General features: G+C 30.5%; 31 protein-coding genes. 18 read left to right on the forward strand and 13 right to left on the reverse strand.

All coding sequences use genetic code 11. From position 1 onward, the window contains the following. Positions 1 to 36: 36 nt before the first annotated feature. On the reverse strand, positions 37 to 606 hold the full coding sequence (locus F6464_RS01460) for a Crp/Fnr family transcriptional regulator (RefSeq protein WP_151105971.1): 570 nt from the start codon (positions 604 to 606) through the stop codon (positions 37 to 39). 422 nt (positions 607 to 1,028) lie between these two features. Here F6464_RS01460 and F6464_RS01465 point away from each other — a divergent pair, with 422 nt between their 5' ends. The 11 genes from F6464_RS01465 to F6464_RS01515 all read left to right on the forward strand — a co-directional run bounded on the left by F6464_RS01465 (position 1,029) and on the right by F6464_RS01515 (position 9,398). Continuing rightward, positions 1,029 to 1,991, forward strand: coding sequence for an NAD(P)-dependent alcohol dehydrogenase (locus F6464_RS01465; RefSeq protein ID WP_151105972.1), 963 nt, complete (start codon positions 1,029 to 1,031; stop codon positions 1,989 to 1,991). A 24-nt stretch (positions 1,992 to 2,015) separates the two neighbouring features. Continuing rightward, positions 2,016 to 2,552, forward strand: a complete 537-nt coding sequence (locus F6464_RS01470; protein WP_151105973.1) for a GNAT family N-acetyltransferase — start codon at positions 2,016 to 2,018, stop codon at positions 2,550 to 2,552. A gap of 127 nt (positions 2,553 to 2,679) precedes the next feature. Then, positions 2,680 to 3,564 carry an IS982 family transposase gene (locus tag F6464_RS01475; RefSeq protein WP_151105974.1) on the forward strand — a complete coding sequence of 295 codons (885 nt, stop codon included), beginning with the start codon at positions 2,680 to 2,682 and terminating at the stop codon, positions 3,562 to 3,564. A gap of 42 nt (positions 3,565 to 3,606) precedes the next feature. Further along, the gene (locus F6464_RS01480; RefSeq protein ID WP_151105975.1) at positions 3,607 to 4,194 is read left to right on the forward strand and encodes a DinB family protein; all 588 of its coding nucleotides are present in this window, start codon (positions 3,607 to 3,609) and stop codon (positions 4,192 to 4,194) included. A 63-nt stretch (positions 4,195 to 4,257) separates the two neighbouring features. Then, positions 4,258 to 5,079, forward strand: a complete 822-nt coding sequence (locus F6464_RS01485) for a carboxymuconolactone decarboxylase family protein (RefSeq protein ID WP_151105976.1) — start codon at positions 4,258 to 4,260, stop codon at positions 5,077 to 5,079. 127 nt (positions 5,080 to 5,206) lie between these two features. After that, positions 5,207 to 5,800, forward strand: a complete 594-nt coding sequence (locus F6464_RS01490) for a hypothetical protein (RefSeq protein ID WP_151105977.1) — start codon at positions 5,207 to 5,209, stop codon at positions 5,798 to 5,800. A gap of 108 nt (positions 5,801 to 5,908) precedes the next feature. After that, positions 5,909 to 6,349, forward strand: a complete 441-nt coding sequence (locus F6464_RS01495; protein WP_151105978.1) for a GNAT family N-acetyltransferase — start codon at positions 5,909 to 5,911, stop codon at positions 6,347 to 6,349. Between the two features lie 2 nt (positions 6,350 to 6,351). After that, positions 6,352 to 6,795, forward strand: a complete 444-nt coding sequence (locus F6464_RS01500) for a carboxymuconolactone decarboxylase family protein (RefSeq protein WP_151105979.1) — start codon at positions 6,352 to 6,354, stop codon at positions 6,793 to 6,795. A 103-nt stretch (positions 6,796 to 6,898) separates the two neighbouring features. Further along, positions 6,899 to 7,321 carry a thioesterase family protein gene (locus tag F6464_RS01505; protein ID WP_151105980.1) on the forward strand — a complete coding sequence of 141 codons (423 nt, stop codon included), beginning with the start codon at positions 6,899 to 6,901 and terminating at the stop codon, positions 7,319 to 7,321. A 122-nt stretch (positions 7,322 to 7,443) separates the two neighbouring features. After that, complete coding sequence (locus F6464_RS01510; protein ID WP_151105981.1) at positions 7,444 to 8,067, forward strand: CatB-related O-acetyltransferase; 624 nt, start codon at positions 7,444 to 7,446, stop codon at positions 8,065 to 8,067. Then, positions 8,064 to 9,398, forward strand: coding sequence for a serine hydrolase domain-containing protein (locus F6464_RS01515; protein ID WP_151105982.1), 1,335 nt, complete (start codon positions 8,064 to 8,066; stop codon positions 9,396 to 9,398). The genes F6464_RS01510 and F6464_RS01515 overlap by 4 nt, the downstream gene beginning before the upstream one ends. Positions 9,399 to 9,417: 19 nt before the next feature. Here F6464_RS01515 and F6464_RS01520 read toward each other — a convergent pair whose 3' ends face one another. The 3 genes from F6464_RS01520 to F6464_RS01530 all read right to left on the reverse strand — a co-directional run bounded on the left by F6464_RS01520 (position 9,418) and on the right by F6464_RS01530 (position 12,031). Then, complete coding sequence (locus F6464_RS01520) at positions 9,418 to 10,185, reverse strand: LytR/AlgR family response regulator transcription factor (RefSeq protein ID WP_151105983.1); 768 nt, start codon at positions 10,183 to 10,185, stop codon at positions 9,418 to 9,420. Then, positions 10,182 to 11,204: a sensor histidine kinase gene (locus F6464_RS01525; RefSeq protein WP_151105984.1), complete on the reverse strand. Its 1,023-nt coding sequence runs from the start codon at positions 11,202 to 11,204 to the stop codon at positions 10,182 to 10,184. The genes F6464_RS01520 and F6464_RS01525 overlap by 4 nt, the downstream gene beginning before the upstream one ends. 80 nt (positions 11,205 to 11,284) lie before the next feature. Then, a complete protein-coding gene (locus F6464_RS01530; protein WP_151105985.1) occupies positions 11,285 to 12,031 on the reverse strand; it encodes a hypothetical protein in 747 nt (248 codons plus the stop codon). Positions 12,032 to 12,320: 289 nt separating this feature from the next. Here F6464_RS01530 and F6464_RS01535 point away from each other — a divergent pair, with 289 nt between their 5' ends. Together F6464_RS01535 and F6464_RS01540 are read left to right on the forward strand one after the other, a co-directional pair. Continuing rightward, the gene (locus F6464_RS01535) at positions 12,321 to 12,896 is read left to right on the forward strand and encodes an SRPBCC family protein (RefSeq protein WP_151105986.1); all 576 of its coding nucleotides are present in this window, start codon (positions 12,321 to 12,323) and stop codon (positions 12,894 to 12,896) included. A 15-nt stretch (positions 12,897 to 12,911) separates the two neighbouring features. Beyond that, the gene (locus tag F6464_RS01540) at positions 12,912 to 13,583 is read left to right on the forward strand and encodes a DUF4386 domain-containing protein (RefSeq protein ID WP_151105987.1); all 672 of its coding nucleotides are present in this window, start codon (positions 12,912 to 12,914) and stop codon (positions 13,581 to 13,583) included. A gap of 7 nt (positions 13,584 to 13,590) precedes the next feature. Here the strand turns inward: F6464_RS01540 and F6464_RS01545 are convergent, their stop codons facing one another. From F6464_RS01545 to F6464_RS01555, 3 genes are all read right to left on the reverse strand, one after another. After that, positions 13,591 to 14,169: a Crp/Fnr family transcriptional regulator gene (locus F6464_RS01545; protein WP_151105988.1), complete on the reverse strand. Its 579-nt coding sequence runs from the start codon at positions 14,167 to 14,169 to the stop codon at positions 13,591 to 13,593. Positions 14,170 to 14,315: 146 nt separating this feature from the next. Then, a complete protein-coding gene (locus tag F6464_RS01550; RefSeq protein ID WP_151105989.1) occupies positions 14,316 to 14,834 on the reverse strand; it encodes a GNAT family N-acetyltransferase in 519 nt (172 codons plus the stop codon). Between the two features lie 130 nt (positions 14,835 to 14,964). Then, positions 14,965 to 16,203 (reverse strand): site-specific integrase, encoded by a 1,239-nt coding sequence (locus F6464_RS01555; RefSeq protein WP_151105990.1) that lies wholly within the window; start codon positions 16,201 to 16,203, stop codon positions 14,965 to 14,967. 1,033 nt (positions 16,204 to 17,236) lie between these two features. On the opposite strand from F6464_RS01555, the gene F6464_RS01565 reads away from it, so the two are divergent. Genes F6464_RS01565 through F6464_RS01575 form a run of 3 tightly spaced genes read left to right on the forward strand, consistent with a single transcriptional unit; the run spans position 17,237 to position 18,626 of the window. After that, complete coding sequence (locus F6464_RS01565; RefSeq protein WP_151105992.1) at positions 17,237 to 17,992, forward strand: hypothetical protein; 756 nt, start codon at positions 17,237 to 17,239, stop codon at positions 17,990 to 17,992. 1 nt (position 17,993) lies between these two features. Beyond that, positions 17,994 to 18,389, forward strand: coding sequence for a DUF5675 family protein (locus F6464_RS01570; RefSeq protein WP_151105993.1), 396 nt, complete (start codon positions 17,994 to 17,996; stop codon positions 18,387 to 18,389). A 9-nt stretch (positions 18,390 to 18,398) separates the two neighbouring features. Beyond that, positions 18,399 to 18,626 carry a hypothetical protein gene (locus F6464_RS01575; protein WP_151105994.1) on the forward strand — a complete coding sequence of 76 codons (228 nt, stop codon included), beginning with the start codon at positions 18,399 to 18,401 and terminating at the stop codon, positions 18,624 to 18,626. Between the two features lie 236 nt (positions 18,627 to 18,862). Here F6464_RS01575 and F6464_RS01585 read toward each other — a convergent pair whose 3' ends face one another. The 6 genes from F6464_RS01585 to F6464_RS01610 form a co-directional block, all read right to left on the reverse strand. After that, on the reverse strand, positions 18,863 to 19,042 hold the full coding sequence (locus F6464_RS01585) for a hypothetical protein (RefSeq protein WP_151105996.1): 180 nt from the start codon (positions 19,040 to 19,042) through the stop codon (positions 18,863 to 18,865). A 29-nt stretch (positions 19,043 to 19,071) separates the two neighbouring features. Further along, positions 19,072 to 19,494: a DUF6943 family protein gene (locus F6464_RS01590; protein WP_151105997.1), complete on the reverse strand. Its 423-nt coding sequence runs from the start codon at positions 19,492 to 19,494 to the stop codon at positions 19,072 to 19,074. A gap of 1,486 nt (positions 19,495 to 20,980) precedes the next feature. Further along, positions 20,981 to 21,601 (reverse strand): NADAR family protein, encoded by a 621-nt coding sequence (locus tag F6464_RS01595; protein WP_151105998.1) that lies wholly within the window; start codon positions 21,599 to 21,601, stop codon positions 20,981 to 20,983. 23 nt (positions 21,602 to 21,624) lie between these two features. Next, positions 21,625 to 22,698 carry a phosphoribosyltransferase-like protein gene (locus F6464_RS01600; protein WP_151105999.1) on the reverse strand — a complete coding sequence of 358 codons (1,074 nt, stop codon included), beginning with the start codon at positions 22,696 to 22,698 and terminating at the stop codon, positions 21,625 to 21,627. Positions 22,699 to 22,765: 67 nt separating this feature from the next. Continuing rightward, positions 22,766 to 23,281 (reverse strand): ImmA/IrrE family metallo-endopeptidase, encoded by a 516-nt coding sequence (locus F6464_RS01605; protein ID WP_151106000.1) that lies wholly within the window; start codon positions 23,279 to 23,281, stop codon positions 22,766 to 22,768. Further along, on the reverse strand, positions 23,271 to 23,624 hold the full coding sequence (locus F6464_RS01610; RefSeq protein ID WP_151106001.1) for a helix-turn-helix domain-containing protein: 354 nt from the start codon (positions 23,622 to 23,624) through the stop codon (positions 23,271 to 23,273). Before F6464_RS01610 ends, F6464_RS01605 begins: the two co-directional genes overlap by 11 nt. Positions 23,625 to 23,859: 235 nt before the next feature. Between F6464_RS01610 and F6464_RS01615 the strand changes: the two genes are divergently transcribed. After that, on the forward strand, positions 23,860 to 24,294 hold the full coding sequence (locus F6464_RS01615; protein WP_151106002.1) for a lecithin retinol acyltransferase family protein: 435 nt from the start codon (positions 23,860 to 23,862) through the stop codon (positions 24,292 to 24,294). Further along, entirely contained in the window at positions 24,284 to 25,291 is a 1,008-nt protein-coding gene (locus F6464_RS01620; RefSeq protein ID WP_151106003.1) for a CBASS cGAMP-activated phospholipase, read from the forward strand. The genes F6464_RS01615 and F6464_RS01620 overlap by 11 nt, the downstream gene beginning before the upstream one ends. Positions 25,292 to 25,295 lie beyond the last annotated feature (4 nt).

Here is a 25,295-nt window from a genome sequence, read left to right on the forward strand (position 1 = left end):
TTTATCAACTTTCTTTACATATGTAAAGAAATGAAATCAAGTTTTTTCCGCCCTAATTCGAGACAGCTGGGTAGCTGAAACTCCCAAAAATGAGGCAATATGGTATTGTGGGATTTGTTGCTCGAGTGTTGGATATTGTTGTTGAAATATCTTGTAATATTCTTTTGCTTCTAGCATTAGCAAATTGACTTCACGCATTTCCTTTTCTACAAAATAATGTTCTGCTATAAGCCTTCCTAATCTTTCAAGGTCAGGACAAATGTCATATAGTTGCTTTATTACAGCATAATCTGTTTCCCAAATTGTGCAATTCGTCAATACTTGTTGAGCTAATTTATTGGGTGTTTGCGTAATTAGGGAAGAATATGCTCCAATAAAAGCGGGTGATACAAAAAAGTTTTTGTTAAATTCTTGTCCTTCTCTACTGGTGTAAAAAGAACGGACAATTCCCTCTTGCAAAAACGCAATTTTAGTAGCTACTTTATCAACATTGCAAAAATAGTCGAATTTTTTTAATTCTTTTTTAATAAAAATGTCTTTCATCAAAGCCCAAGTTTTATCCGAAATAGGTGTTATCTGATTTAAGTATTTATAAAGTTCTTCCATTGGTAAAATTATACTTTTATAATTATGGCTTTACTAAACCTATTCTTTCTTGAATGATACTAGAAAAACAATTTATCCAGTATAATTAAATATTAGATAAATCGTACAAATTAAACTAAATAATTTGTAATTACAAAGAATCCCTTTTAACTTGATTTCACTTTTTGAGTAAAGGAACTAAACTTAATTTTATTATTTTGATATTCTCTCTCCCTTTTTATCGAGAACCTTTTCATACCTCTGCGTGATTTGTTAGTTTTTGTATCTAACATTTTGGTTACTAAATCAATAGGAACCTATTAATAAGCGTTACAGTAGTTGCAAAAGTGAGTCGGGCAGTGTGGAAAGTTAATTTTTTTTCTTAACATAAGTCAATGAAAATGAAAAAGTACAAGACTAATTTTGCAACTTAAATTTTTTTAATGAAAGCTATTATTAATACAAAATACGGTACTCCAGAAGTACTTGAATTAAAGGATGTTGAAAAACCAATACCAAAGCAAAATGAAATTCTGATTAGAATTAAAGCAACAGCAGTAAATTCTGGTGATGTACGACTACGAAAAGCAGATCCTTTTGCGGTGCGATTATTTTTTGGGCTTTTTAAACCAAAAACAACTATTCTTGGAAGTGTTTTTTCTGGTGAAATCGAAGCTATTGGTTCAGGCGTAAAACAATTTAAAATTGGTGATGAAGTTTTTGGTCATACCGATATGAGTTTTGGTACATATGCTGAATATAAATGTTTTCCGGAAAATGGTTCTATTGCATTAAAACCTACCACTATTTTACATCAAGATGCAGCAGTCATACCATTTGGAGGAGTTACAGCATTGCATTTTCTAAAAAAAGCTTCCATTCAACCTGGACAAGAAGTGCTTATTTTTGGTGCTTCTGGAGCCGTTGGTTCAGCTGCTGTTCAATTGGCAAAACATTTTGGTGCGATTGTTACAGGGGTATGTAGCACTGCTAATGTTGCATTAGTGAAATCATTAGGAGCTGATAAAGTGATTGATTATACCAAAGAAGATTTTACTAAAAACGGAGAAATGTATGATTTGATTTTCGATTCGGTAAATAAAATGTCGGTTTCAGATAGTTTGGACTCTCTGAAAATTTATGGAACCTTGATTTTAAGTGCTGCAGGATTATTCGAAACTTTACAAGGCACTTGGATATCAATGACTAACAGCAAAAAGATAAAAGTTATGACTGGTATAATTAACCATAAGGCAGATGATATCCATTTTCTTAAAACACTAACTGAGTCAGGTGAGCTGAAACCAGTAATTGATAAAACCTATTCATTGGAGCAAATGGTTGAAGCGCATACTTATGTAGAAAAAGGGCATAAAAAAGGGAATGTGGCAATAGAGATTAATTAATGTCAATAAATAAACTAACTGTAATTGATACTAAAAATAGATAACGACTTAAGAATAGAATTGATAAATGAAAATCATATTTCTTCCATTTTTGATATGGTAGATATGAACAGAACTCATTTGAGACAATGGTTACCATTTGTTGACAGTATGCAAACTATCGCCTTTGCAGATAATTTCGTTAAAGGAACAATGAAAAGGAATATTGAGAGAAGTGAATATGCATTTGTTATCATTGAAAATGAAATAACAATTGGTAGAATAGGGGTTTATAAAATTGATACTCAAAATAAAATTGGAGAAATTGGTTATTGGATTGTTGAAGATGCTCAAGGAAAAGGAATAGTTTCAAAATCTTGCAAAGCAGTAATTGATTTTTGTTTTTCTGTTTTAGAGTTAAACAGGATTGAAATAAAATGTGGAATTGAAAACTTAAAAAGCAGAACAATTCCAGAAAGACTAAACTTCAAGCATGAAGGAATTATAAGACAAGGTGAACTATTATATGGAAATTTTATCGACCTAAATTTATATTCTCTTTTAAAAGCGGATATAATGTAATTCAATTTGTATTCTGTAACTATTAATAACCCGTTGGGTGTAATTATTTAAAGTAAAATAAATTGAATAAATATTGGTCAAGATACTGAATTTCAGTATCTTGAAGTCGCCAAACAAACCAATATTCATGTCAAATATAGTAAAAAATTATTTAAGAGTTTTAGAAGTCATAAGTTCTTTGAATTGTGAATTAGAATATAAATCAGGCGTAGGTAGAAATCAAAAAATGTCTGATTTAGAGGTAGTTGCACTTAGTTTAACAGCTGAATTTATGTCAATTGATAGTGAGAATTCATTGTTTAAATCAATTGATGTTGGTCAAATTCCAAATTTAATTGAGCGAAGTCAGTTCAATAAAAGAAGAAGGAAATTGTTTTTATTTTCAGAAGAAGTTAGAATAAAATTAGCGTCTCGTTTTTTGGAATTTGAAGATTATTTTATTGTTGATAGCATGCCTTTAGAGATTTGTAAATTTGCTCGTCACCGAAGAATTAAAATCTGTAAAAAAGAGTTTGAAACAGCTCCATCAAAAGGATATTGTGCTTCACAAAACACTTGGTTTTATGGTTATAAACTTCATGGAGTTTGTTCTGTTTCGGGTGTTTTTCATTCTTTAGATATTACCAAAGCAGAAGTTCACGATGTTCATTTTTTGAAGAATATAAAACAACAAATGTCTGATTGTGTGTTGCTTGGCGATAGAGGATATTTATCACAAACGATTCAATTGGATCTATTTCAAACAGTAAATATTAAAATTGAAACACCTAAAAGGAAAAATCAAAAAGACTATAAACCACAAGCTTATATCTTTAGAAAATCAAGAAAAAGAATTGAAACATTATTCTCCCAATTGTGTGACCAATTCAAAATTAGAAACAATTATGCTAAATCTTTTGAAGGTTTTAAAACACGAGTTTTAGCAAAAATAACAGCATTAACATTGGTTCAATTCATCAATAAATTTGTATTTGACAGACCAATAAACAATATTAAAAATCAAATAATTTAATTACACCCAACGGGTTATTAATAATAAATACTATTTAAAATTATGACTCCCCAAAATTCAAACTTTAGACTAATCGAAAAACCTAAAAAAGAGGAATATCCAGAATATTCAGAAATGTATATGAAGCTTTTAAAAGACGATGGGATGGTGCTTCAAAATATGAAAGACAGCTTTATTAAAATTAAAAATTTTATTTACGAATTGCCTGAAGAAAAACTACATTACAGATACGACGAAGGAAAGTGGACCATTAAGGAAATTTTAGTTCATATCATTGACGATGAACGAATATTTGCTTACAGAGCTTTGCGATATGGTAGAAATGACAATACCCCACTACATGGTTTTGAAGAAAATAATTATGCAAAATATTCGTATGCCAATGATAGAAGTTTGAAAAGTATTTTTGAAGAATATGAATCTGTTAGAAACGCCACACTGTCTTTATTCCAGAACCTACCCGAGGATGCGTTTATTAGAAGTGGTGGAGGTATAGATGATGATGGCAGTATTATCAATGTTAGAACGGTTAGAGCATTAGCCTATCATCTTGCAGGTCACGAGTTAAGTCATATTAAAGTTATCAAAGAGCGCTATTTAAATTTATCAACCAAGGAAAGTATCCTTTAAAAACAAAATCAATCAATTTCAAATAAATTTAAACTCGTTACCCTCAAAAAAATACTGAAAACAATGAGAAAAACAGATAGATACAAGGCTGGTTGGGGAAAATTAATAGAAATTGACGGAGAAGCTGGAGAAAAAGTTATAAATGAATTAAAAGATATTGCACCTGATTTAGGAACGTATATAATTGAATACGTATTTGGCGACATTTATACCAGAGATGGTTTAGATTTAAAATCAAAAGAGATTGCAGTTGTTGCCGCATTGACAGCAATTGGAACGGCTCAACCACAACTTAAAGTTCATATCAATGGTGCATTAAACACGGGTAGTACTGTCAACGAAGTGAAGGAAGTTATTCTGCAAATGGCTGTTTATGGCGGCTTTCCTTGCTGTATCAATGGCATGAACCTTTTAAAAGAAGTGCTAAATGAAAGACAATCCAATGGATTTATTGATAGAATTGGAACTACAGCAACAAAAATAGGTCAAATTGATAGGCTTATTTTAGGGGAGCAAGAATTAATGAAATTGGACAGTTTACAAGTTGATAAACTGAAAGATACCTACAATGATTTTTCACCTGAATTGGTAAAACTTATTCTTGAATTTGGTTATGCTGACATTTTTTCAAGAGATAATTTGAATATAAAATATAGACAAATTGCAACAATTTCAGCTTTAACAGCATTAGGTACTGCTCCGTTGCAATTAAAATTTCACATAAACGCAGGTCTAAACATTGGACTTACAAAGACTGAAATTAAGGAAATAATGTTATTGATGAGCGTTTATGCAGGTTTTCCAGCGGCAATAAATGGTATAACTATTTTGAAAGAAGTTGTTAATGAATTACCAAAAATGACTACTTCGAATTTTAATAATTAGTATCACAAAATACTTGCTTATTTCTAATGATATCTAATATGCATCATAAAATTCTTTAAAAAAAGGTTGCTTTTTAAAATACCTCTAACTAATTGAAAAATAATAATTTATACAAATAACTATACAAATGAAACCAATACTTATTCTTTTATTATTTATATCTTTTACAACTAATTGCTTGTTTGCTCAAAAAGAACAACTTGAAATTAAGTTGATAAAACAAGATACTTTTGAGATTCACACAAAAAAACAATTACTTAAATTATTGTCAATTTATGATATTAAAAAATGGGTATTTACAAAGAACATAAACATTGAAAGTGGCTATAATGTGATTCCGCATAGCATGCCTATTCTTACACTCAATACACGCCACATTAAAGACGATGACCTTTTATTAGCAACATTTATTCATGAGCAACTCCATTGGTATATAAGCTATCACAAATCTAAAAATGAACTTTTAGCTCAATTAAAATTAATGTATCCTAACCCTAAAATCAATTTTCCTGAAGGAAGTGGTGGAGAAATTGACACCTATTTCCATATTCTTATTTGTCACTTGGAATACAATGCTTTAAAAGAACTTTTAGGAGAGTTGAAAGCCTCTCAGATAATGATTTTTTGGTCACAAGATCATTATAAATGGGTATATAAAACAGTACTTGATGATCATGATAAACTTAATAATTTAGCAAGAAAATACAATTTGAATCTTTAAAAATATCTAAAAATAATTGATATCAATACAAACTATAATTTACTAAATTATGTTGAATTATGGAAAGCAGATACCACTAAAATTGTGAACTTATTAAAGGCATCCCTAATGAAAGTAAGACAAGCGATAATAGATGACCTCAATGAATTAGCACAACTTTTTGCTGATTATAGAGTTTTTTATGGACAAGACTTCGAGCTGGAGAAAACCAGAAGTTTTATACAACAAAGACTAGAAAGTAAAGACAGTATTATCTTCATTGCTATTCAATCGGATACAATTTTAGGATTCTCACAACTATATCCATCATTTACTACAATAGGAGTTCAGGAAATTTGGATTTTAAACGACTTATTTATTAAACCTAAATTCAGACAAAATGGTGTAGCAAAAATGTTGATTGAATATATCCTAGATTACTGCAAAGATACTAACAGAAAAAAAGTGATTTTATCTACTGCATATAATAATGACAAAGCGCAGCGACTTTATGAAAAATTAGGTTTTACAAAAACAAAATTTTACAATTACGAAAAGTATAACTTATAACTATGAAACAAAGAATCAATATAAAACAATTAGAACCAGAAGCATATAAAGTAATGTATGCAATGGAAAAATATTTATTAACGACAGATTTAACAGCTCAACTGAGAGAACTCATAAAAATACGAGTTTCACAAATAAATAAATGTGCTTACTGTATTGAAATACATACAAAAGACGCAAGAAAAATAGGTGAAACAGAACAAAGAATTTATGCCTTATCAGCATGGGAGGAATGTCCTCTTTTTTCAGAGGAAGAAAAAGCAGTTCTGGCTTTGACCGATTCTATAACAAAAATAGCAAATCATGGAGTTAATGATTTTATCTTTAAAAATGTTCAGTCGTATTTTACAGAAAACCAAATTGCTCAAATGATAATAGCTATAAATCAAATGAACTTTTGGAACAGAATTGCTATTTCAACAAAAATGTTCCATCCGTTAAATTGACAAAAGAAATATTAAATTAATATATATTATTTTAAAAAGAGCAAATAGAATAGTTTTTAAATAATAAAATTGAAAAATATTGTACTACCAAATAAATACACAAATGATTAAAATAGGTCAAACTAAGACAGTTTCTAGCGAAGTAACCGATAATGATACAGCTAAATCACTTTTAATTGGTTTTGGAGAAACATTGCCAACTGACAATTATGCTGATGTTTTTGCCACAACAAAAATGATAGGGCTAATGGAATTGGCAGCAGGAAGACTTCTTTATGCAATACAAAATAGTAATCAGTTATCCGTTGGAGTTGATGTAAGTATTAAACATTTAAATGCAACTCCAGTTGGTCAACAAGTTACTGCAACTGCAACATTTATAGGGCAAGAAGGATTGCTCTATAAATTTAAAGTTGATGCATTTGATAATGGAGGTAAAATTGGAGAAGGATTTCATACAAGAGCTATTATTGAAATTGACAGACTTGTTTCAGGCGCTGAACGAAGAATTTTAAATAATAAATAATAGGGAATAAATATAAAATATTTAAATCAATAAAAATAAAGATAGTAAGTTATTGAAATTAAAATAATATTTGTTTCTTAAATGAACTTATCGAATAGTATTAAAATAATAAATTTAAAAATATGGCTGCACCTAATAAAAATACAGTTTTTCCTTTAGGAAATTATGAAAGACTATGCTTTCTAAAGAATATCATTAAGAATCCCAATATCATTGTTGGTGATTATACTTATTATGATGATTTTGAAAACGTTCACAATTTTGAAAAAAACGTAAAGTATCATTTTGACTTTATTGGCGATCGACTCATTATTGGAAAATTTTGTATGATAGCTTCCAATGTTACATTTATAATGAATGGAGCCAATCATTTAACCCAATCAATTAGTTCCTATCCTTTTGCTGTTTTTGGAGAAGATTGGAAAACTGCAATGGAGGGTAAAAACTATCCCACTAAAGGTGATACAATAATTGGGAATGATGTTTGGATTGGCTTTAACGCCACAATTATGCCTGGAGTAACTATTGGAGATGGAGCTATTATAGCTTCTAACACAACAGTGACAAAAAATGTTGCACCTTATACAATTGTTGGAGGAAATCCTGCAAAAGAAATTAAGAAACGATTTTCTAATGAGCAAATCGAAACGCTTTTAAAGCAACAATGGTGGAATTGGCCTATAGAAAAAATAACACAAAATGTTCAGAATTTAACTGGGGATAACTTTACCATATTTGAAAAATGAAAAAAAAAATAATTTTACTTCTTGTACTTTTTGGAATTGTCTTTACTACCCAATCACAAGAAAAAAACCAAAAAATAGATAGTCTTTTAATTTCTTATTCTAAAATATACAGATTTAATGGTACAGCTTTGGTTTATAGAAAAGGTAAAGTGATTTTAGAAAAAGGATACGGTTATCAGGATATTAATAATAACGTTCCCAATACCTCAAGTACTATTTTCCAAGTCGGATCAATAACAAAACAATTTACAGCAACAGTTATTTTAAAATTAGTTGAGGATAACAAACTAACACTTCAAGATCGATTGACAAAATATTTTCCTGATTATCCAAGAGGAAATGAGATAACAATTGCTCATTTACTTAGTCATACATCAGGCATATATGAATATTTTAGAAATCCTGAATATCATATAACAAAAAGTGAAAAACCATTGACAAAAGAAGAGAGAATAGCTCTTTTTAAAGACAAAGCAATGGATTTCAATCCTGGTACTGCGTTTTCCTATTGCAATTCGGGTTATGAACTTTTAGGTTTAATCATAGAAAAAATTACTCATAAGCCCTACGAACAAGTAGTTAGAGAAATGATTTTAAAACCCCTTAAAATGAAGAATAGCGGTTTTGATTTTATTGGTTTAAAGAGCAATTTAAAAGCAAAACCTTACACTATGTATTCAAAAAATAAAATAATAGAATCGATACCATGGGATTCGACAGCTACTTATTCGGCAGGATCTATGTACAGTAATGCTAAAGATTTGTATTTGTGGAATGAGGGTTTATTAAAAAATAAAATAATTAAAAAATCTACATTAGAAAATGCCTATACTCCAGTATTGAATGATTATGGGTATGCGTGGTGGATAGAAACATTGTATGATAAACGAGTAGTTTCTCATGGCGGTAATGTCGATGGATTTACAAGTCATTTCATAAGAGTTCCTGAAGACGATATTTGTATTGTGTTACTAAACAATACTTACAATCATGAAATTGAAACTATTGGCAATTTCATTTTAGCAATATTGTATAACAAGCCCTATAAAGAACTAAACGAAATTAAAATACCTAATGAAGATTTAAAGAAATATGTGGGTAAGTATGAAGTGAATTCTGAGTATAGTATTCTAATTTCGTGTAATAATAATCAGTTGGTTGCTCAGATAAATGGTGAACCTAAATTTGAGATATTTGCCCAAAATTTAGAATCTTTCTTTTCCAAAGAGGAAGATTTAAGAATGAAATTCAAATCCGACAACAGTACAACATATAATAAAATAAGCATTTTTAGAGGGCTTAATACCAAGCGAGGTGTAAAAGTAGAATGATATATTTTAGGTAATTGATTTATTTTTCTATCCACTCACGAAAAGCTGCAGTATTGCTTTGGCTCGTTTTCAGGTGGCTTGCGAAACCTTTCATTTTGACAGCTAAAATGTTTTTTGTGTAGCGATCCACCTTTTCTATGTGTTGTTTGCTGATGAGTTCACTTCGGTTTATCCTAAAGAAATCCGAACAATCTACTTGCTCTTCAATTTCTTTTAAAGTTGCTTCGTTTAATAAATGTTTTTTACCCGTAATGTCAAAAGCAAAAATAACACCTTCATTGGCACCAAAAAATGTAATATTTTCTATATCTACAAAAAAGAATCCTCTATTTGTATGTATCGTAAAACGTTTTTTGTAAGACTGTTTTGTGAAGTTTTCTTCAATGAGTTTTGAAAGTTTGTTTAGCTGTATATTTTCTTCAGATGATGAATTTTTGAAAAGCAAAAATTTGTCCCAGGCTTGCTGAAAACGCTCCTTCGAAAAAGGTTTCAACAAATAAGCAATTCCGTTAGTTTCAAAAGCATTCATCCAAAACTGGTCGTAAGCCGTTGTAAAAATAATGGGACAGGAAATTGAGACTTCTTTGTAAATTTCAAAAGCATTACCGTCCAGCAATTCAATGTCTGAGAAAATTAAATCTACCGATGTGTTTTTCAAAAAAGTAACTGCCGAAACTACATTATCAATTTCGTCAACAACTTTGGTAGCACTATCCAGCTCTTCAAGAAATCTTTTCAGCTTTTTTCTTGCTGGTATTTCGTCTTCTATAATAAGTATTTTTATCATTTTGGTCGAATTATTGGAATGATTAGAGAAAACTCATTGTCTGATTTTTGAATTACAATTGGGTCGTGTGTCAGTAATTTATATTGCTCTTTGATGTTTTGCAATGCGCGTCCAGAAGTAGTTTTTGAACTCCGTTTAGGTATAAAATTATTCGATATACAAATAGTATCTGTTGCTTCAATTTTTATACAGATAGGATTGTCTGTTGATCCAAAGTTATGCTGAATTGCATTTTCAATTAGTAGTTGAAGCGTTAAGGGCACAATATAGCCACTTCCTATACTTTCAATTTTAAGTTGATACGCTTTACCATATTTGTGTTGTATCAATTTAAAGTATTGCATAGCAAAAGCCAATTCTTCGTGTATTGGAACAAGATTTTTATCTGTTGCTTGTAAAACATAACGGTAAATATTTGCAAACTCATTCAAAAATTCTGAAGCTTTGTGTTTGTCTTCTTCAATCAATTGGTCTAAAACATTCAGATTGTTGAACAAAAAATGTGGATTAAGTTGTGTTTTAAGTTGATTGATTCTGCTTTCGGATAGGGCGTGATTGTATGTTGCTACTAGTTCCTGATGTTTTTTATTTTTGAGATAATTGTAATACGCAAAAATAAAACTGCCATAAATAAATCCGTCTATAAGAGATGTTAGTGATGAAAGGCAGATGGTATTCCAATTAAAATTCCTTTCGATATTACCAAATATAAAAGAAATCAGCAATGATATTGATTGTATGATAAGCAGATATACTATTAGTGATGCACTAAATATTTTAATCATCTTTTTTGTAGAGAACACCTTTGATTCCTGCCAGTATTTAATAAAAAAATAAAACACAAAAAATAAGATTCCAACTTCAATTAGTTTAGCAATAGCAGCCTCAGGTGTGAAGATGTAAATGTTCAATTCTCTTCTAATTAGAATTCGAGAATAAATGGATTGCAGATAGGCAAACAACAAGATAAACAGGAAAAAGTATTGGTTTTGTCTTAATTTAAGGAATGTTTTTTTCATTGAAAAAGGGTTGTGAAATGTTACAAAAATAGCCCTATTTTCAATAAGGCTATTTGGTTAAGTTTATATTTCAGAAAAAATTATTTTATTTTCTCCGGAAACGAAGCAATTGTATTGCCTTTGTCATCAAAAAAGTCAAGTTTGGCATTATTTTGCTTGTCTACGTAAAACATAGCTCTTGGCATTCCTTTATTATCAAAAAGAAACAAACCGTTATTTTCACTTCGTGATTTTCCTAACATCACACGAGGAGCTCCTCCGACCAATCCTTGCGCTTCATACATTTTGTATTTTTCATCCGCAGCTTTAGGATCTTTTTTACTAAGCTCCTCCAGCTCTTTCATGATTTTTGCTGTTTTGCCTATTGACTCGTTTGAGGGTCTATCGTTAAACATCAAACCGCTGCTTACGAATCTATTACCTCCTTCTTTTTCATCTTGAGTAAGTAACTGCATTACTTGATCACCATCATACTGGTCAAAGGTTAGTGAAAGTCCAGAGTTGTGACCGTTTGCTTTTTTTTGTCCATCATATATGAAACCACCACATTCTATACCGTCTTCATTGAAAAATAACATACCAGAGCGTTTTTTTCTGTCCTCATTAGTTGGTTTTCCGTTAATTATAGCTTTCCCATTTGGAAATTTATCAATGTTTGTGATGATCATTTTTACGGTACCATCTTTTTCTACGATATTGATTCTTTCTACATCAATCTCGCTAAATTTTTGATTGCCATTCTTTTTAAAAGCCGAAGAGGCAACAAACACAATGCCAATAGCAGTAGCAACTGCAAAAGTTCTTAAAAACACTAATTCTTTGTTCATTTCTTAAATTATTTTAGTTAAACATAGCGCAAAACTATTCTAAGTGTTTTTGCTATTCTAACATAAAACAACGAGTTAAGGAATAAATCATTTAAACAAAGGAAATTTTGGATTGAACTTAATAATAAAATTTTTAATTGATTTTAGATATTTACACTATTTCTTAACCAAAGTCAATGAATCAAGAATGCAATATATTGCTCCTTTGCAGAATTAATTCACTATAAAATAAATAAAAGGTATGAAAAGTAGATTGTATATATTTATAATTACAAATTTAGTTCTAATAATGAATTCTTTTGCCCAAACAACAGAGTGGAAAACAGAATCAGTTGACAAAGGAAAAATTACTGTTAAAAGTAAAATTTCTAAAAGAACCAATGATGAAACTACACTACCCTTAATTGAATATATAGTTACCACAACCGAAAGTGTTAGTTTTCAAAAATGTATTCTTACTATGAAAGATGTTTCAAAACACAATCAGTTTTTAGATTTAAAGAGTTCTTTTATTGTAAATAAAAACAATGATAAAGAATATGTTGTTTATTATTGCTTTAATGCCCCTTGGCCATTTTCGCCAACAGATTGTGTAGCCAAAATGACTTTTGACGACTACAAAGTAAGTAAGATTGCTGTATTTACATTAAAAGAAGCACCTTTGTTATATAAAGCAACAGATTATAAACGATTCAATTTTTATAATGTAGTTTATACATTTAAAGATTTAGGAAACGGAAAAGTGGAAATTACACTTACTGCGAAAATGTCTCCTCCTGTAAGTGTTCCGTTATGGTTAATTAGGAATGGATTTCCTGAAATTGGGTCAGATATCGTTCGAAAGTTTGTAAAGTTGGTCAAATAATTAAATTAAACAGCAATGAATAATAGGATAATCAAGAAAAGTATTTTTGCAAAATTGACTGGGTATTCACTTATAATAATGGCTATTTCAGCAGGGTTTTCACTAGGCTTTGTTTTTCCAAAAATATTTAATGAAAGACAACTGTATATTGCCCAAATTAATATCGCTAAAAATGAATTCCTTTACAAATGGATGCTAATAGGACTTGTAGTAGTTTTATTACTAGATATTTTGGTTTCCTATTCACTCTATAAATACTTTAAAAGCGACAACAAAAAATTGGCATTATTGTCAGGTATATTACGAATGTTGTATTCTTTGCTATTTGGTATTGCAATTTTATATCTGTCAAAAAATATTACACAATATAATAATACCATAGTTATTGAAAATTATTATTTGTTTCAAAAGATATGGTCAATAGGACTGATTGTTTTTGGCATTCATCTACTTTTAATCAGTGTATTAATGAAGCTACATAAAGTAATACCTAGAATTTTGTGGTATTTGATGATTATTGCCGGGATGTCATACATTTTGATTCACTTATTAAAAACTGTTTTTCCACATTTACCTGAATTAGGCAATCTACTAAACTTAATTTTAGGCTTACCAATGGCTTTAGCAGAATTGTGCCTTGCAATTTGGTTGATTGTTAAAGGAGGAAAAGGAGATAGAAAAATATAAAAAGAAATTAGTGTTTTTTGATAATTCGCTTTCTAATTCTGCTCAAAGATTCTGGTTTAACACCTATGTAACTCGCTATTTGGTATTGAGGTATTTTTTGTAATAATTCAGGTCTTGAATTTAAGAGTTTTACATAGCGTTGTTCGGGAGTGTCTGTGGTGTAAGTTGCCATTAGTTCCTGCTGTTCTGCAAAAACTTTTTCCATTACTCTTCTTGAAACAGTTTCTAGTTTTGGAAAACGATTGTATAAATCTTCTTCTTTCTCTCTGTTTCCAACTACTAGAAAACAGTCTGTAGCACAAGCCATAAAATGATTTGATGGAAGGTTGTTACTAAAACTATTTAAAGAAATTACCCATTGTTCTTCAGTGAAAAAATTAGCTGTTTTTTCTTCACCATCAACAATAAAGTATTGTCTAACACAGCCTTCTAAAACAAAATAAGCCTCTGTTGAAATTTGTCCCTCTTTAAGTAATATAGTCCCTTTTTCAAAGTTTTTAATAATCATGGTTGCTGCAATTGCATCAGCTTCTTCTTTAGTGATAGGCATTATTTTTGAAAAATAATCTAATAATTTTTGCTCCATTTTAAGTTTATTTACCAATGTATATTGCCACATTGCAAAATTAAACTGCAAAATTAAAACAAAATCAACTATTTTATTGTCTCATAACTACAATCTTTAAATATTAGTTATTACTATTTTTATTTTAAAATGTGACCAAATAATTATTAATCTTCTTTTTTGTAGATTTTGAATAACATTATTTTTTCTTTTCTATGTGAAACCTTAATATAATCTTCAAATTCAAGCCCTATTTTTTTTAAAAGATTTTGTGAAGCTATATTTTTTACTAGTGTAATTCCTTTAATTTCCTTTAATTTAAAATCATTAAATGCAACTTCTTTCAATTTATTGACACTCTCAAAAGCATAACCAAATTTTTCATAGTTTGGCAGCAATGCAAAGCCAATGTCAATTCCATCTATTCCATCTCTATTATAAAGTCCACAAGAACCTATTTTTTTATTATCTGATTTTCTAATAATAGTGAAATTTCCAAATCCAAGTCTTTCAATCTGTGGTAGTAATTTATTGGCTATGTATTCTTCAGCATCTTTTATAGAATAAACACCACGATCACCAATGAACTCAATCCATTTTTTAGTATTTAAAAGTTCAAATATAAATTGAGCATCTTCAATAGATGTTGGCTTAATAATTAATCGTTCAGTTTCTATTATTTTCATTTATTAAATCTTAGTTTTCTTTAATTTTTTGGATAGTACATCATATCAAAATTATTTTTATTTTTTTTTAAATTGATTGATTTAAGTTAAGATTTTAAAAAACTGATTAACTAATATTGTAAGATATTTGTTAACTTGATTTTACTTTTTGATTGAGAAAACTAAACTTATCTTTTAATATTTTCATATCCTCACTTACTTTTTTATCTAAGACCTTTGCATAATGCTGAGTAGTCCGCAAGTTTTTATGACCGAGCATTTTGCTTACGCTTTCTATTGGAACGCCATTTGTAAGCGTTACAGTCGTTGCAAAAGTGTGTCGGGCAATGTGGAAGGTTAATTCTTTTTCAATCTCGCAAACAGCAGCTATTTCTTTTAAATAGGCATTCATTTTTTGATTAGTCAAAATTGGAAGTAGTTTATCTTCGTTGTTGCTTTTTGGATGGTCGGCGTATTTATCAATAATCATTTGTGTTACTGGCAACACAGGTATTTTAGAAGCGGTTTCGGTTTTTTGTCTGTGGGTAAATATCCACATATCACCATCAATCCCGATGCTTATATGCGACTTTGTTAAGTTTTTGACATCAATGTATGCCAAGCCAGTAAAGCAGCTAAAAAGGAAGATATCTCGCACTAGAGACAATCTTTCGGTTTTGAAATCTTTATTGATAATGTTTTGAATTTCTTCTTCAGATAAATAAACACGTTCGACTTCTTTAACTTTCGATTTGTAATTCGCAAACGGATTTTTGTCTAACCAGTCATTGGCCAAACAAAGCTTAATTATCTTGCTAAAATTCTTAATGTATTTAACAGCTGTGTTATTGGCACAATTCCGAACGCTTCGCAACCAAAATTCGTAATCCGTTATAAAAGCGTGATCTATTTTATTTATCTCAATATCTGAAACTTTGTATTTCCATTGCAAGAATTCGATGGTATGGCTTAACGAAGTTTTGTAACGTTCTAAAGTTCCTGGCGCATATTCTTTGCCAACCAATTCTTTGATTTTGTTATTGTGGTCTTGAAAGATTGGAATTAGCATTCGTTGGCGTTGCTCGGTTCCTAATAATTTTTCTTTGAAGTTTTCAATCGTTAAGTTCTCGTTTCGGTGCATTAATTCCATTTGTGCATTAAAAACTTTCGTTTTCATCAAATCAAGGTAACTATTTATTGAACGAGCTTCTTCGGTTGTGCCTTTCATTTTAGATAATTCTGACGACCATTTGGAGGTTTCGACAAACTTCTTGGTGCTGAACTCTAATCGTTTTCCGTCAACGGTTAAGCGCACATAAATTGGGAGAAGTCCAGCTGCATTGGCTTTGGTGCTTTTAGCATAAAAATGCAAAGTGATTTTTGTTTTCATAGTGGTAACCTTTTAATTTGTATTCAATTTAGTTTCAAAATCAATGTCAAACAAGATGTTCAAATAGTAAACTTGTTGATGAACAAGTGATTGAACTGGTTGTTTGAAATTTTTAAGGGAGTTAGCGAGACCCTAATTTTTGAAAATTCTAGGGTCTCGATTTTATCTCTTAAAGAATAAGATTAAATGAATATTTTGGTTAGCACATAAAAGAAAAAACCCCGTAAATCATAAGATTTACGAGGTTTTGATTGCCTTTGTTTTTCAACTGGCGGAGAAAGAGGGATTTAATCCTTATTTCTAATTCGTTATAAACCAGTGATATGTGATTGAATTTAAAATTGGGTAACCGAATTTACCCCCTTTTTTATCGTTTTTGAATTCTGTTAATTTGTGAACTGTAAAAGTACATAATTAAGTAGTTAAAACAAAATATTTCAGGCGGAAACATTATCAAAAAATGAACTGGTTAATAGTCTGGTTAGCATATTTCTAAAGTTCAATTTTTAGTAATCATATGTTGCTATTTCTAACCAATTATCAAAGGTTCTACTTGCTCATATTTTAAACTGGTGTAAATACAAAACTCTTCGATTGATACAAACTCATTTTCAAGCTTATTAAGCTCGGTTCTTATCTTTTTCAACAATCTAATACTTTGTCGATAACTCTTTCCAGTAATACGCTGTATGTCCTTTGGGTAGATGCATAATCTCTTAATTTCTGTTTTCATACACTATCTATGCCTTTGACTAGGCTTTGACTTACTTTATAACCCTCTAATTCAAATTATTATAATATGCAAAATTAGAAAAAAAATCCTTTATCTATTAATCTGCAATTTAAGACTATTTGAGAGGCTCATATATTGCCATTTGCGGTCATTTCTGCCATTTACGTCGTAAAGTGTCATATTGGATAGGCACGCCTTTTTTATTCTGTTTAATTGGCTAAAATTTGTTCCGAAATCAATCGGAAGATGTTGCAACAAAAAGATGATTTAGAGTAAATATTAATCTAAATTTTAGCAATTATGGCAAGACAGAAAGGCATAATTAAATTGAAAGGTACTATCGGAGATATTACTTTTTACAAAACGCAAGACGGACATTTGGCTCGTGAAAAAGGCGGAATCGACGCCAGTCGAATCAAAAACGATCCAGCGTTTCAAAGAACTCGTGAGAATGGTTCGGAGTTTGGTCGAGCAGGCAAAGCAGGAAAGATTTTGAGAACGGCTTTGAGAGCTGTTTTAATCAACTCTGCGGACGGTAGAATGGTAAGCCGTTTAACTCAAAGAATGGTGCAAGTTATTCAGGCTGATTTAATCAGCATCAGAGGTTTACGAAACGTAATTGATGGCGAAGCCGAACTTTTAGCAGGTTTTGAATTCAATATTCGTGGGAAACTGGGCACCAGTTTATTTGCTCCTTTTGTGGCAACAATTGACCGTGCGGCTGGCGATATTGTGGTTGATTTGGCTTCATTTATTCCATCGAATATGATTGCTGCACCAAGTGGAACCACGCATTATAAAATTATTTCTGCTGGGGCAGAAATTGATTTTGAAGCTGAAACTTTTATTGTTTCCAATTCAGAATCTGATATTTTGCCGTGGGATATTACACCATCAGATCCAATAAACCATTCTAATCCAGTAACGCCTGCGAGTACAAAACCGCTGTTTTTGGCTCTTGGAATTGAGTTTTACCAACAAGTAAATGGTCAAATGTACCCGTTGAAAAACGGAGCATTTAATCCATTGGCATTGGTTCAAGTGAGCGGATTGTAAAATGGTTTTAATACTATCAAGAACTTATTTCCCAGACGGAACGAACGGTAAACTCGAATGCGAAGGTAAATTGATTTGTAAAACCATTGAATTGCCTTGGAAGAATAACGAAACGAAGGTTTCCTGCATTCCGGAAGGGAAATATTTTATAAAAAAGCGGTACAGCAAGAAATTTCAATGGCATTTGGAAATAATTAATGTAAAAAATAGAAGTTTAATTTTGTTTCATTCAGCCAATAATGCCTTGCAAGAATTGAATGGTTGTATTGCTCCAGTAACAAAACTTTCTGGACCTGGTTTGGGTCTAATGTCTCGAAAAGCTTTCGCCAAATTAAAAGAGTTGGTTTATAAAGCTTTGGACGGTAAAGAAAGTGTTGAATTGATTGTTCAATCTTAATTTTAGATTATGAAAAAAATTATAAACAGAGCGAAAGCTCCCACTCCCAAATTTTTTAAGGTGCTTCGAAATATTGGTTTGGCATTGGCTGCCGTTGGTGGAACAATTTTGGCAGCGCCTGTTGCTTTGCCAGTTGTAATTACTACAATTGGCGGTTATGTAGCCGTTGCAGGTGGTGTTATTTCGGCAGTTAGCCAATTGACAACCACAACCGAAAAAGCCGATGCAACACAGTAACTCGACTGCAATCGGTACCGCTGGCGGTACATTTTTGAGTGTTTTGCCGAATTTACATTCGGACGATGTGTTGAAAACTATTATACTTGCCACACTTGGAGCAATAGTCAGTTTTTTAATATCTTTACTACTCAAAATGTTAATTAGAAAGCACAAAAAATAGTCTAATTCTAGTTGTGGTAACCTTTGGATTAGATTTCAAAATGCCCTTTCCGACTTTGGATAGGGCATTTTTTTTAGATTTCCTCAAATAGGTTAAGTGTAACTTCTAATACAACAACTTCAGAATTATGATTGTACAATTCTTGCCATTTTGCACTGTCAATGGCTTTGGCTCGTGTGTCGAAAACGCCAAAACATACTCTTGATGCTCTGCTTTTCCAATTGTCGGTCTGATACAAAATAAATAATTTCATAATTTAAAATTTTTGGTTTATAGATGGATTTATCGTTTGCAATAGCGATATAAAATCACTCTACGCAAATCGTTTATGAGGTTGATATTTTCGTGAAATTGTTTCTCTTTTTGCTCCAAAAGTTTGAGTGCAGCTATATTTTCTTGATGTTCTTCGTGTTCCTGCATCATCAAACTTGCTTTTGGATTGAATTCTTTTGAAAAATCGGGAAGACGTAAAAATGGAATTACCGAACCTACTAAATGCGGATGCCAAAATTTAGTTTGCCATAGGCTGTAAGCCACAAAATAAATGCTTTCGCAATCTTTTTCGTTTTGAAAAATGACCACAAAACTGTTTGCAAATGGCTCTTTTTGTGGCTTTCCGCTGTTCATTCCTTTGTTAAGTATAAACAAGTGCGGTTTGGCGTATAACGTGTCTTTTTGGTGGGTTTTGATGATAAAATTGAGCATACTTTCTGATTTTAAAAATTTGAAAAACTTTCTAATTCATTCAGATTTTCCTTGTAAAACCGAATGCTCCTCGCTACGCTCCGCATTCATTAAATTTTTGAAAAGAAAAAAAAAGAAAAAAAAGAAAGTCATCGCTCAAGTGGAGGTTTCAAGAAAAGCAAGTTTTTTCAAAAAAATACTACCTGGCTTTTTAAGATAAAGTTGTTCGGAAATAGAGTTTTGATTCTAATCAAATGTTGAAGCGAAACGAAAATGTAAGGTGGAGATTTTATTGAAAACCGTAGGCTTGAACTTTCTTTTCTTGAAACTGGAACTTACCTTTACTTTCTTTTTATTTTTTTATTTTTCTCGTGACCAATAATGCCCTTATGAAATGGGATCTTAAAAAGTTGATTTGGAAGTTAGAAGTTCTTCAGAAAGGGTATGAGATTTTAAAGCAGAAAAAAGAAATAGCAAATCTATTCCGATTATTTTTCTGCTTTAAAATCTCATACTCTTTCTTGGACTTGATTTTGTGGGTTTAATAAATTGCTTTATCCAAGTCGTGTTTTTTAGGAATGAACTCGAAAAGCAATTTATTACACTTACAAAAACAATGAAAAATAATACCGAGTGCGATGGTGCAGAAGCGCAGGCAAGTGTGTGAATTTTTATTTGCTTACTGGGGTGTTTCTGATTGTTTTTATGATGGCTTGATGCCACAAACTCTCTTGGAATAATTAAATTTTCTGTAACCAAAGAATGTGCTATGAAATTGCTATGGCATCTTGGCCATCGTGAAAACAATTATTTCGATAGTTCTGGCAAATAAAAAATCACACTCTTGCAGGCATTTTTGGTTTTATGGGTAGAAAAATGGCTTTATCAATAGGCAAATCAACTACATATTAAAGCCATTTTTCTACTCATAAAAGCAATGTAAACACTACCGATTTATGCAGTTTGTTGCTAAAACCATTGATACGTTCTTATGAAAAACAAATATCCTTGTTAATAATAAATTTGAATCGAAGCGGTGATTGGGGTTTGTGAAGGACGGTTTTTTGAGCGGCTGGGTGATGCGATGGGAGCTGCTCAAAAAGTTGTCCTGGAGCAAACCCCTTGCGCGTTGGGTGGAGCGGCTGTTTTACATAAATGATATTATAACTTCATTGCAAAAACAAAAAAAAACAATAACAAAGCTTTGTAATGAATTATAATACTCAATTATGTAACACAGCTTGGGGAAAGTTTTTGTTGCCCTACCAGTAAATTTTCTTTTAAACCGTAAACGTTCTAGGGCGTACAAAAACTTTTGGAGCGTTGGCAAAGGAGTGGCAATTGGAATGTAAAACGTCTTTTTTATAACTGGACGAAAAAGAATATTCTCGTTATTACAAATGGAATTAGTGAAATGAAGCAAGCAAAGAATTGATGCTAGGAATACTTGGACTAGGAGCGATTTTTGTGAAGCTGAATGAGATAATGGGTTAAGAAAGGTGGAGTTTTATGCGAAATCTAAATCAAAAAGTAATTTGTTTTCTAATTCAGTTTCGGGATTACAAACGGTTTCAATTTCTGAACCATATAGCATAAAACCATTAATGTTTGGAGGACAAACACATTCTATATCATTGTTATTTATAATAAATTCTGACCGAAGTTGCATTAATAATCTTCCTAGTGCATTTTTACCTTTTAGGGTGTCTTTTGTGTCAGCGATAACTGCCCAGTCTTTGTCTTTATGAGATAATTCTACAATTGGAGTATTGCCAGTTTTACTTAAAACTTTAGAGAATTTATCGAAATTTTGAGATAATTTTACTTTAAGAACCCAATACATTACTGCGTATTTGATTTCTTCCCAATCTTGTCTAGTGTGTGTTGTGTATTTTCGACTAACCATTTTAGCTGTCATTGGGCTGTTCTGATTGATTATTTCTTCTTGAATATGAGGAAACAAAGGAAATCTACACGCTTGGTATAAAGCTTCAGATGAAGGGATAATTACGTCATTTACACGAATAGAATAACCTGGAGCCATATTTGATAAACCTCCAAATTCTTCTTTAGTGCTTTTAAAAGCAATAACTTCTGAACTATTATATGTTCTTTCTGAAATTTTCATAGTGCCAAATTAGTAAAAAAATATTAAATACCTCTGTTTTTGAGACAAAATAATGGTGTCCAGTGATGTCCTGGCACATCCCACCAAAATACTAGTGGGCAAGTGTTGGATATATTACGCCAAGTAAAAAATAAAGTTCCTGTTCCTAAAGTTTTATGACTTCTTACGGTATATCCTAAAGGTCTTTTAGCAAAATCAACTTCATCCGAATTTACTTTTTTTAATAGTTCTAAACCCTTTTCGGTAAATATTTTTTCGAGTTTATTTCTGTTTTCACTGTTTGTAAAAAAGGTTTCGATTAACGGTGTATTGGGTGTTCTAAATGCTTGTACTTTACTACTACTTTCACTAAAATTTGTTAAATAAACCAACACATCTTTTGACTGTTCTTGCAATGGATATGCACAATTTAAGCGTTGATTACTCCATTTTGCTTGATTTTCTATAATATAATTGGCTCTAGTTTGTACGACTTTTTCAATAATATTATTGCTTACTTCAAAGGTGTCAAATAGCTTTTTTAATCCTTCATCTTGCATTAATCCCCATTTCATATTCCCATAACCCAATTGATGAAAACAGAATAAACTTAATGCAAACGTTTTTTTATTTTCAACAACATCTTGAAAATTTTCAGTTAACCAAATGGAAATATCTCGATAAATTGTTCCTCCAGTTGCTAATACATCATCGAAATAAATGTGATGTTTTTTAGGTTCGTTTATTGTTAAATCATAATTAATTGCAAAGTCATTAATGATAATTGCTTTGACTAATTTTAGGATTTCTTTTTGGCTTTTTTCTTCTTTCTGAACATCAATAAAATGCGTGTTTGCAATGAATTCATTCATTGTTTGGTACTTGTAAAGATTTTGGAAGTCTATTAATCTTTGTTTCAGTAACTCGATTGCTTTGCTTTTGGAAATGTAAACTTGTGGCAGAAAATGCAATAATTCTGAAAGCACTAATGCCGCATCATCTCCAAATTGATTTGCCCATTTTGTGATATGCTCGGCTGACATTTCATATTTTGTATTGGAATAATCGCAATGGTAGTCTTTTAATATTTCAAGTATTTGTTCTGCTATTTCTTGCATTGCTTTTGGGGTAATTTTTCAATTATTCAAAATAAATAAATTTTGTGTCTTGTAGAAATATTTTGAATTAACCGATATAATAACCTAAATTAGACATTCTAAAAGACATAGCTTGTTCGCTAACTTTAAAATTTTTAGCTAAATATTTTATTACATCATCAGTACCAATAGGACAATTAGTAATTTCGTTATCTATTAAAATTTTAGGCATCAATAAAGCTGCTGCAAAAGCATTTGCTTCTCTTTCTTTCAAAACTTCTCCAGTAGTAGAAGCAGCGTTTCGGTACATTACTTTAGGCGATTTATCAATAAAAAATGGTTGTTCTTTTGAATGTAAAATATAATGACCTAATTCGTGAGCCATAGTAAATCTAATTCTTTTCGGATCTTCATTTTTATTAAAAGATATTACTGCTTTATTATCAGTCATAACAAATAAGCCAGAAACATCGCCTTCGAAATTTTTACCAATAAGTTCTATATTTAATTTCTTGATTAATTTAGAAACATCAAAACCAGTTTTTAAAAAATTGTTTTCAATCAACAAATTTTCAGTTCTTTCTTCAATATATTTAAATATCATTTTTTATTTCTTTTAAAAAAGTTTCTATTTCCTTTCTTTCCAATTCATTAACATTGAAATCATCAAGATATTTTTCAAAAACATTTGGTTTTTCAGTGTCCATTTTATTCTGAATATCAGAATATGTTGGAAGGATAGTGTGAATGTCAATGTTTAAAGCATTACAGATTTCATAAAGAATGTGTAGTGGTGGTTGTTGCCTTCCTTTTTCTATATTTGAAATTGAAGTACGTCCAATATTTATTTTTTCAGATAAATCATTTTGATTTAAATTTAACTCCTCACGCTTACTTTTTATTCTTTCGCCAAGGATTTCATAAAGAATAGAATTAAATGATTCCATAGTAATATCTTATTAAGCTAATTTAAGCTAATCAAATTTACGGCGAATATATATAAAATAAGACAATAAACAATGTTTTTTTTAAGTAGGTAATAAAAATTAACAATTCTATTTTATATTTCATTTGTTTACAAAATCACAATGTCAATTTAATTGACTAATATTTTTAAATACAATTTAACAAACATTATATTTTTTTATATATCTTTGTGAAATAAATTTAATTTTAAAAAATATGAATAGAGAATTGCAATTAGTAAAACACTTTAATTTAGAACCTGGAGACAGGTTAATTATTCCAAAAAGCCTTTTAGGTCTAGTACAACATCACGCATTATATCTAGGGTATAATAATTTAGGAGCACATCTTATTTGTGAAAACGTATTTGGGGTTGGTGTAAAATTAACTAGAGTAGAAGATTTTTTTCAAGATGTAAAAAGTGTAACTCGTTTGGAAAAATTTCAAGGAAACAATTTTGAACGAAGACAAATAGTTCAGAAGGCATTGACTAAATTAGGAAAACCATATAGTTTGATAAACTATAATTGTGAAAGTTTCTGTAATGATATTCAGCATAATGTAATAAGAAGTCCTCAAGTATCAGCTGGACTACTTATTGGTTTTGTTGGGTTAGTATTTGCTTTATCAAACAGTAATTATGGAAAATAAAACGTTTAAAATTTTATCTATAGATGGTGGTGGAATAAAGGGATTGTATAGTGCGTCAGTATTAGCCCGTATTGAGGAAAAAACAGGTAAAAGAATATCTAATTGTTTTGATATGATTTGTGGGACTTCAACTGGAGGCTTAATTGCTTTGGGGTTAGCCAATGGAATGTCTGCACAGTCATTATCAGATTTATATTTTGAAAAGGGTTCTGAAATTTTTCCTACCTCAAATTATATTTTTATCCGCATTGTCCAATCTAAATGGAATTTTTTCAAACAATTACTTTTTTGCAATAAGCATTCTATAAAACCATTAAAGTTGATTTTAGAAACTATTTTTGGAGACAAAACTATGAATGATGCTGATAATCTTCTATGTATTCCAAGTTTCAATTTGACTACTGGAGAACCTAGAGTTTTTAAAAATTCACATTCAAAAACTGGCTTTTTTACTGATAAAAATATAAAGATGGTTGATGTAGCGCTAGCCACATCATCGGCTCCAACTTATTTTCCAGTACACGAACATAATGAGTTTCTTTATGCAGATGGTGGTGTATGGGCAAATAATCCTAGTATGTGCGGATTACTAGAAGCTTTAGATTACTATGTTGGAGAAGGAAAAGATTATGATACCTATCAATTGTTGTCCGTTTCCAGTATTGCTCAACCATCTGGTTGGTCATCAACTTCAAGAAAATCAAAATCATTTAGAACTTGGGGCAATAAACTTTTTCAAACATCATTGGATGGTCAATCTTTTTTTACACACTTTTTTCTATCAAAAATTGTAAAAAAAATAAATCCAACTGGAGTTTATTTTAGAATACCTCCTCCAGATTTATCATTACCCCAAATGGGATTGATAAGTATGGATAGAGCTGATAAAAAAGCACTTAAAACAATTAGAACATTGGGGAACCACATTGGGAACACTTATGCAATGAAACCCGAAATACTTGAATTTTTTAAAACCGAAAAAACATATAAAAAATAAATTA

The sequence above is a fragment of the Flavobacterium luteum genome (assembly GCF_008806775.1).
Lineage (GTDB): Bacteria > Bacteroidota > Bacteroidia > Flavobacteriales > Flavobacteriaceae > Flavobacterium > Flavobacterium luteum.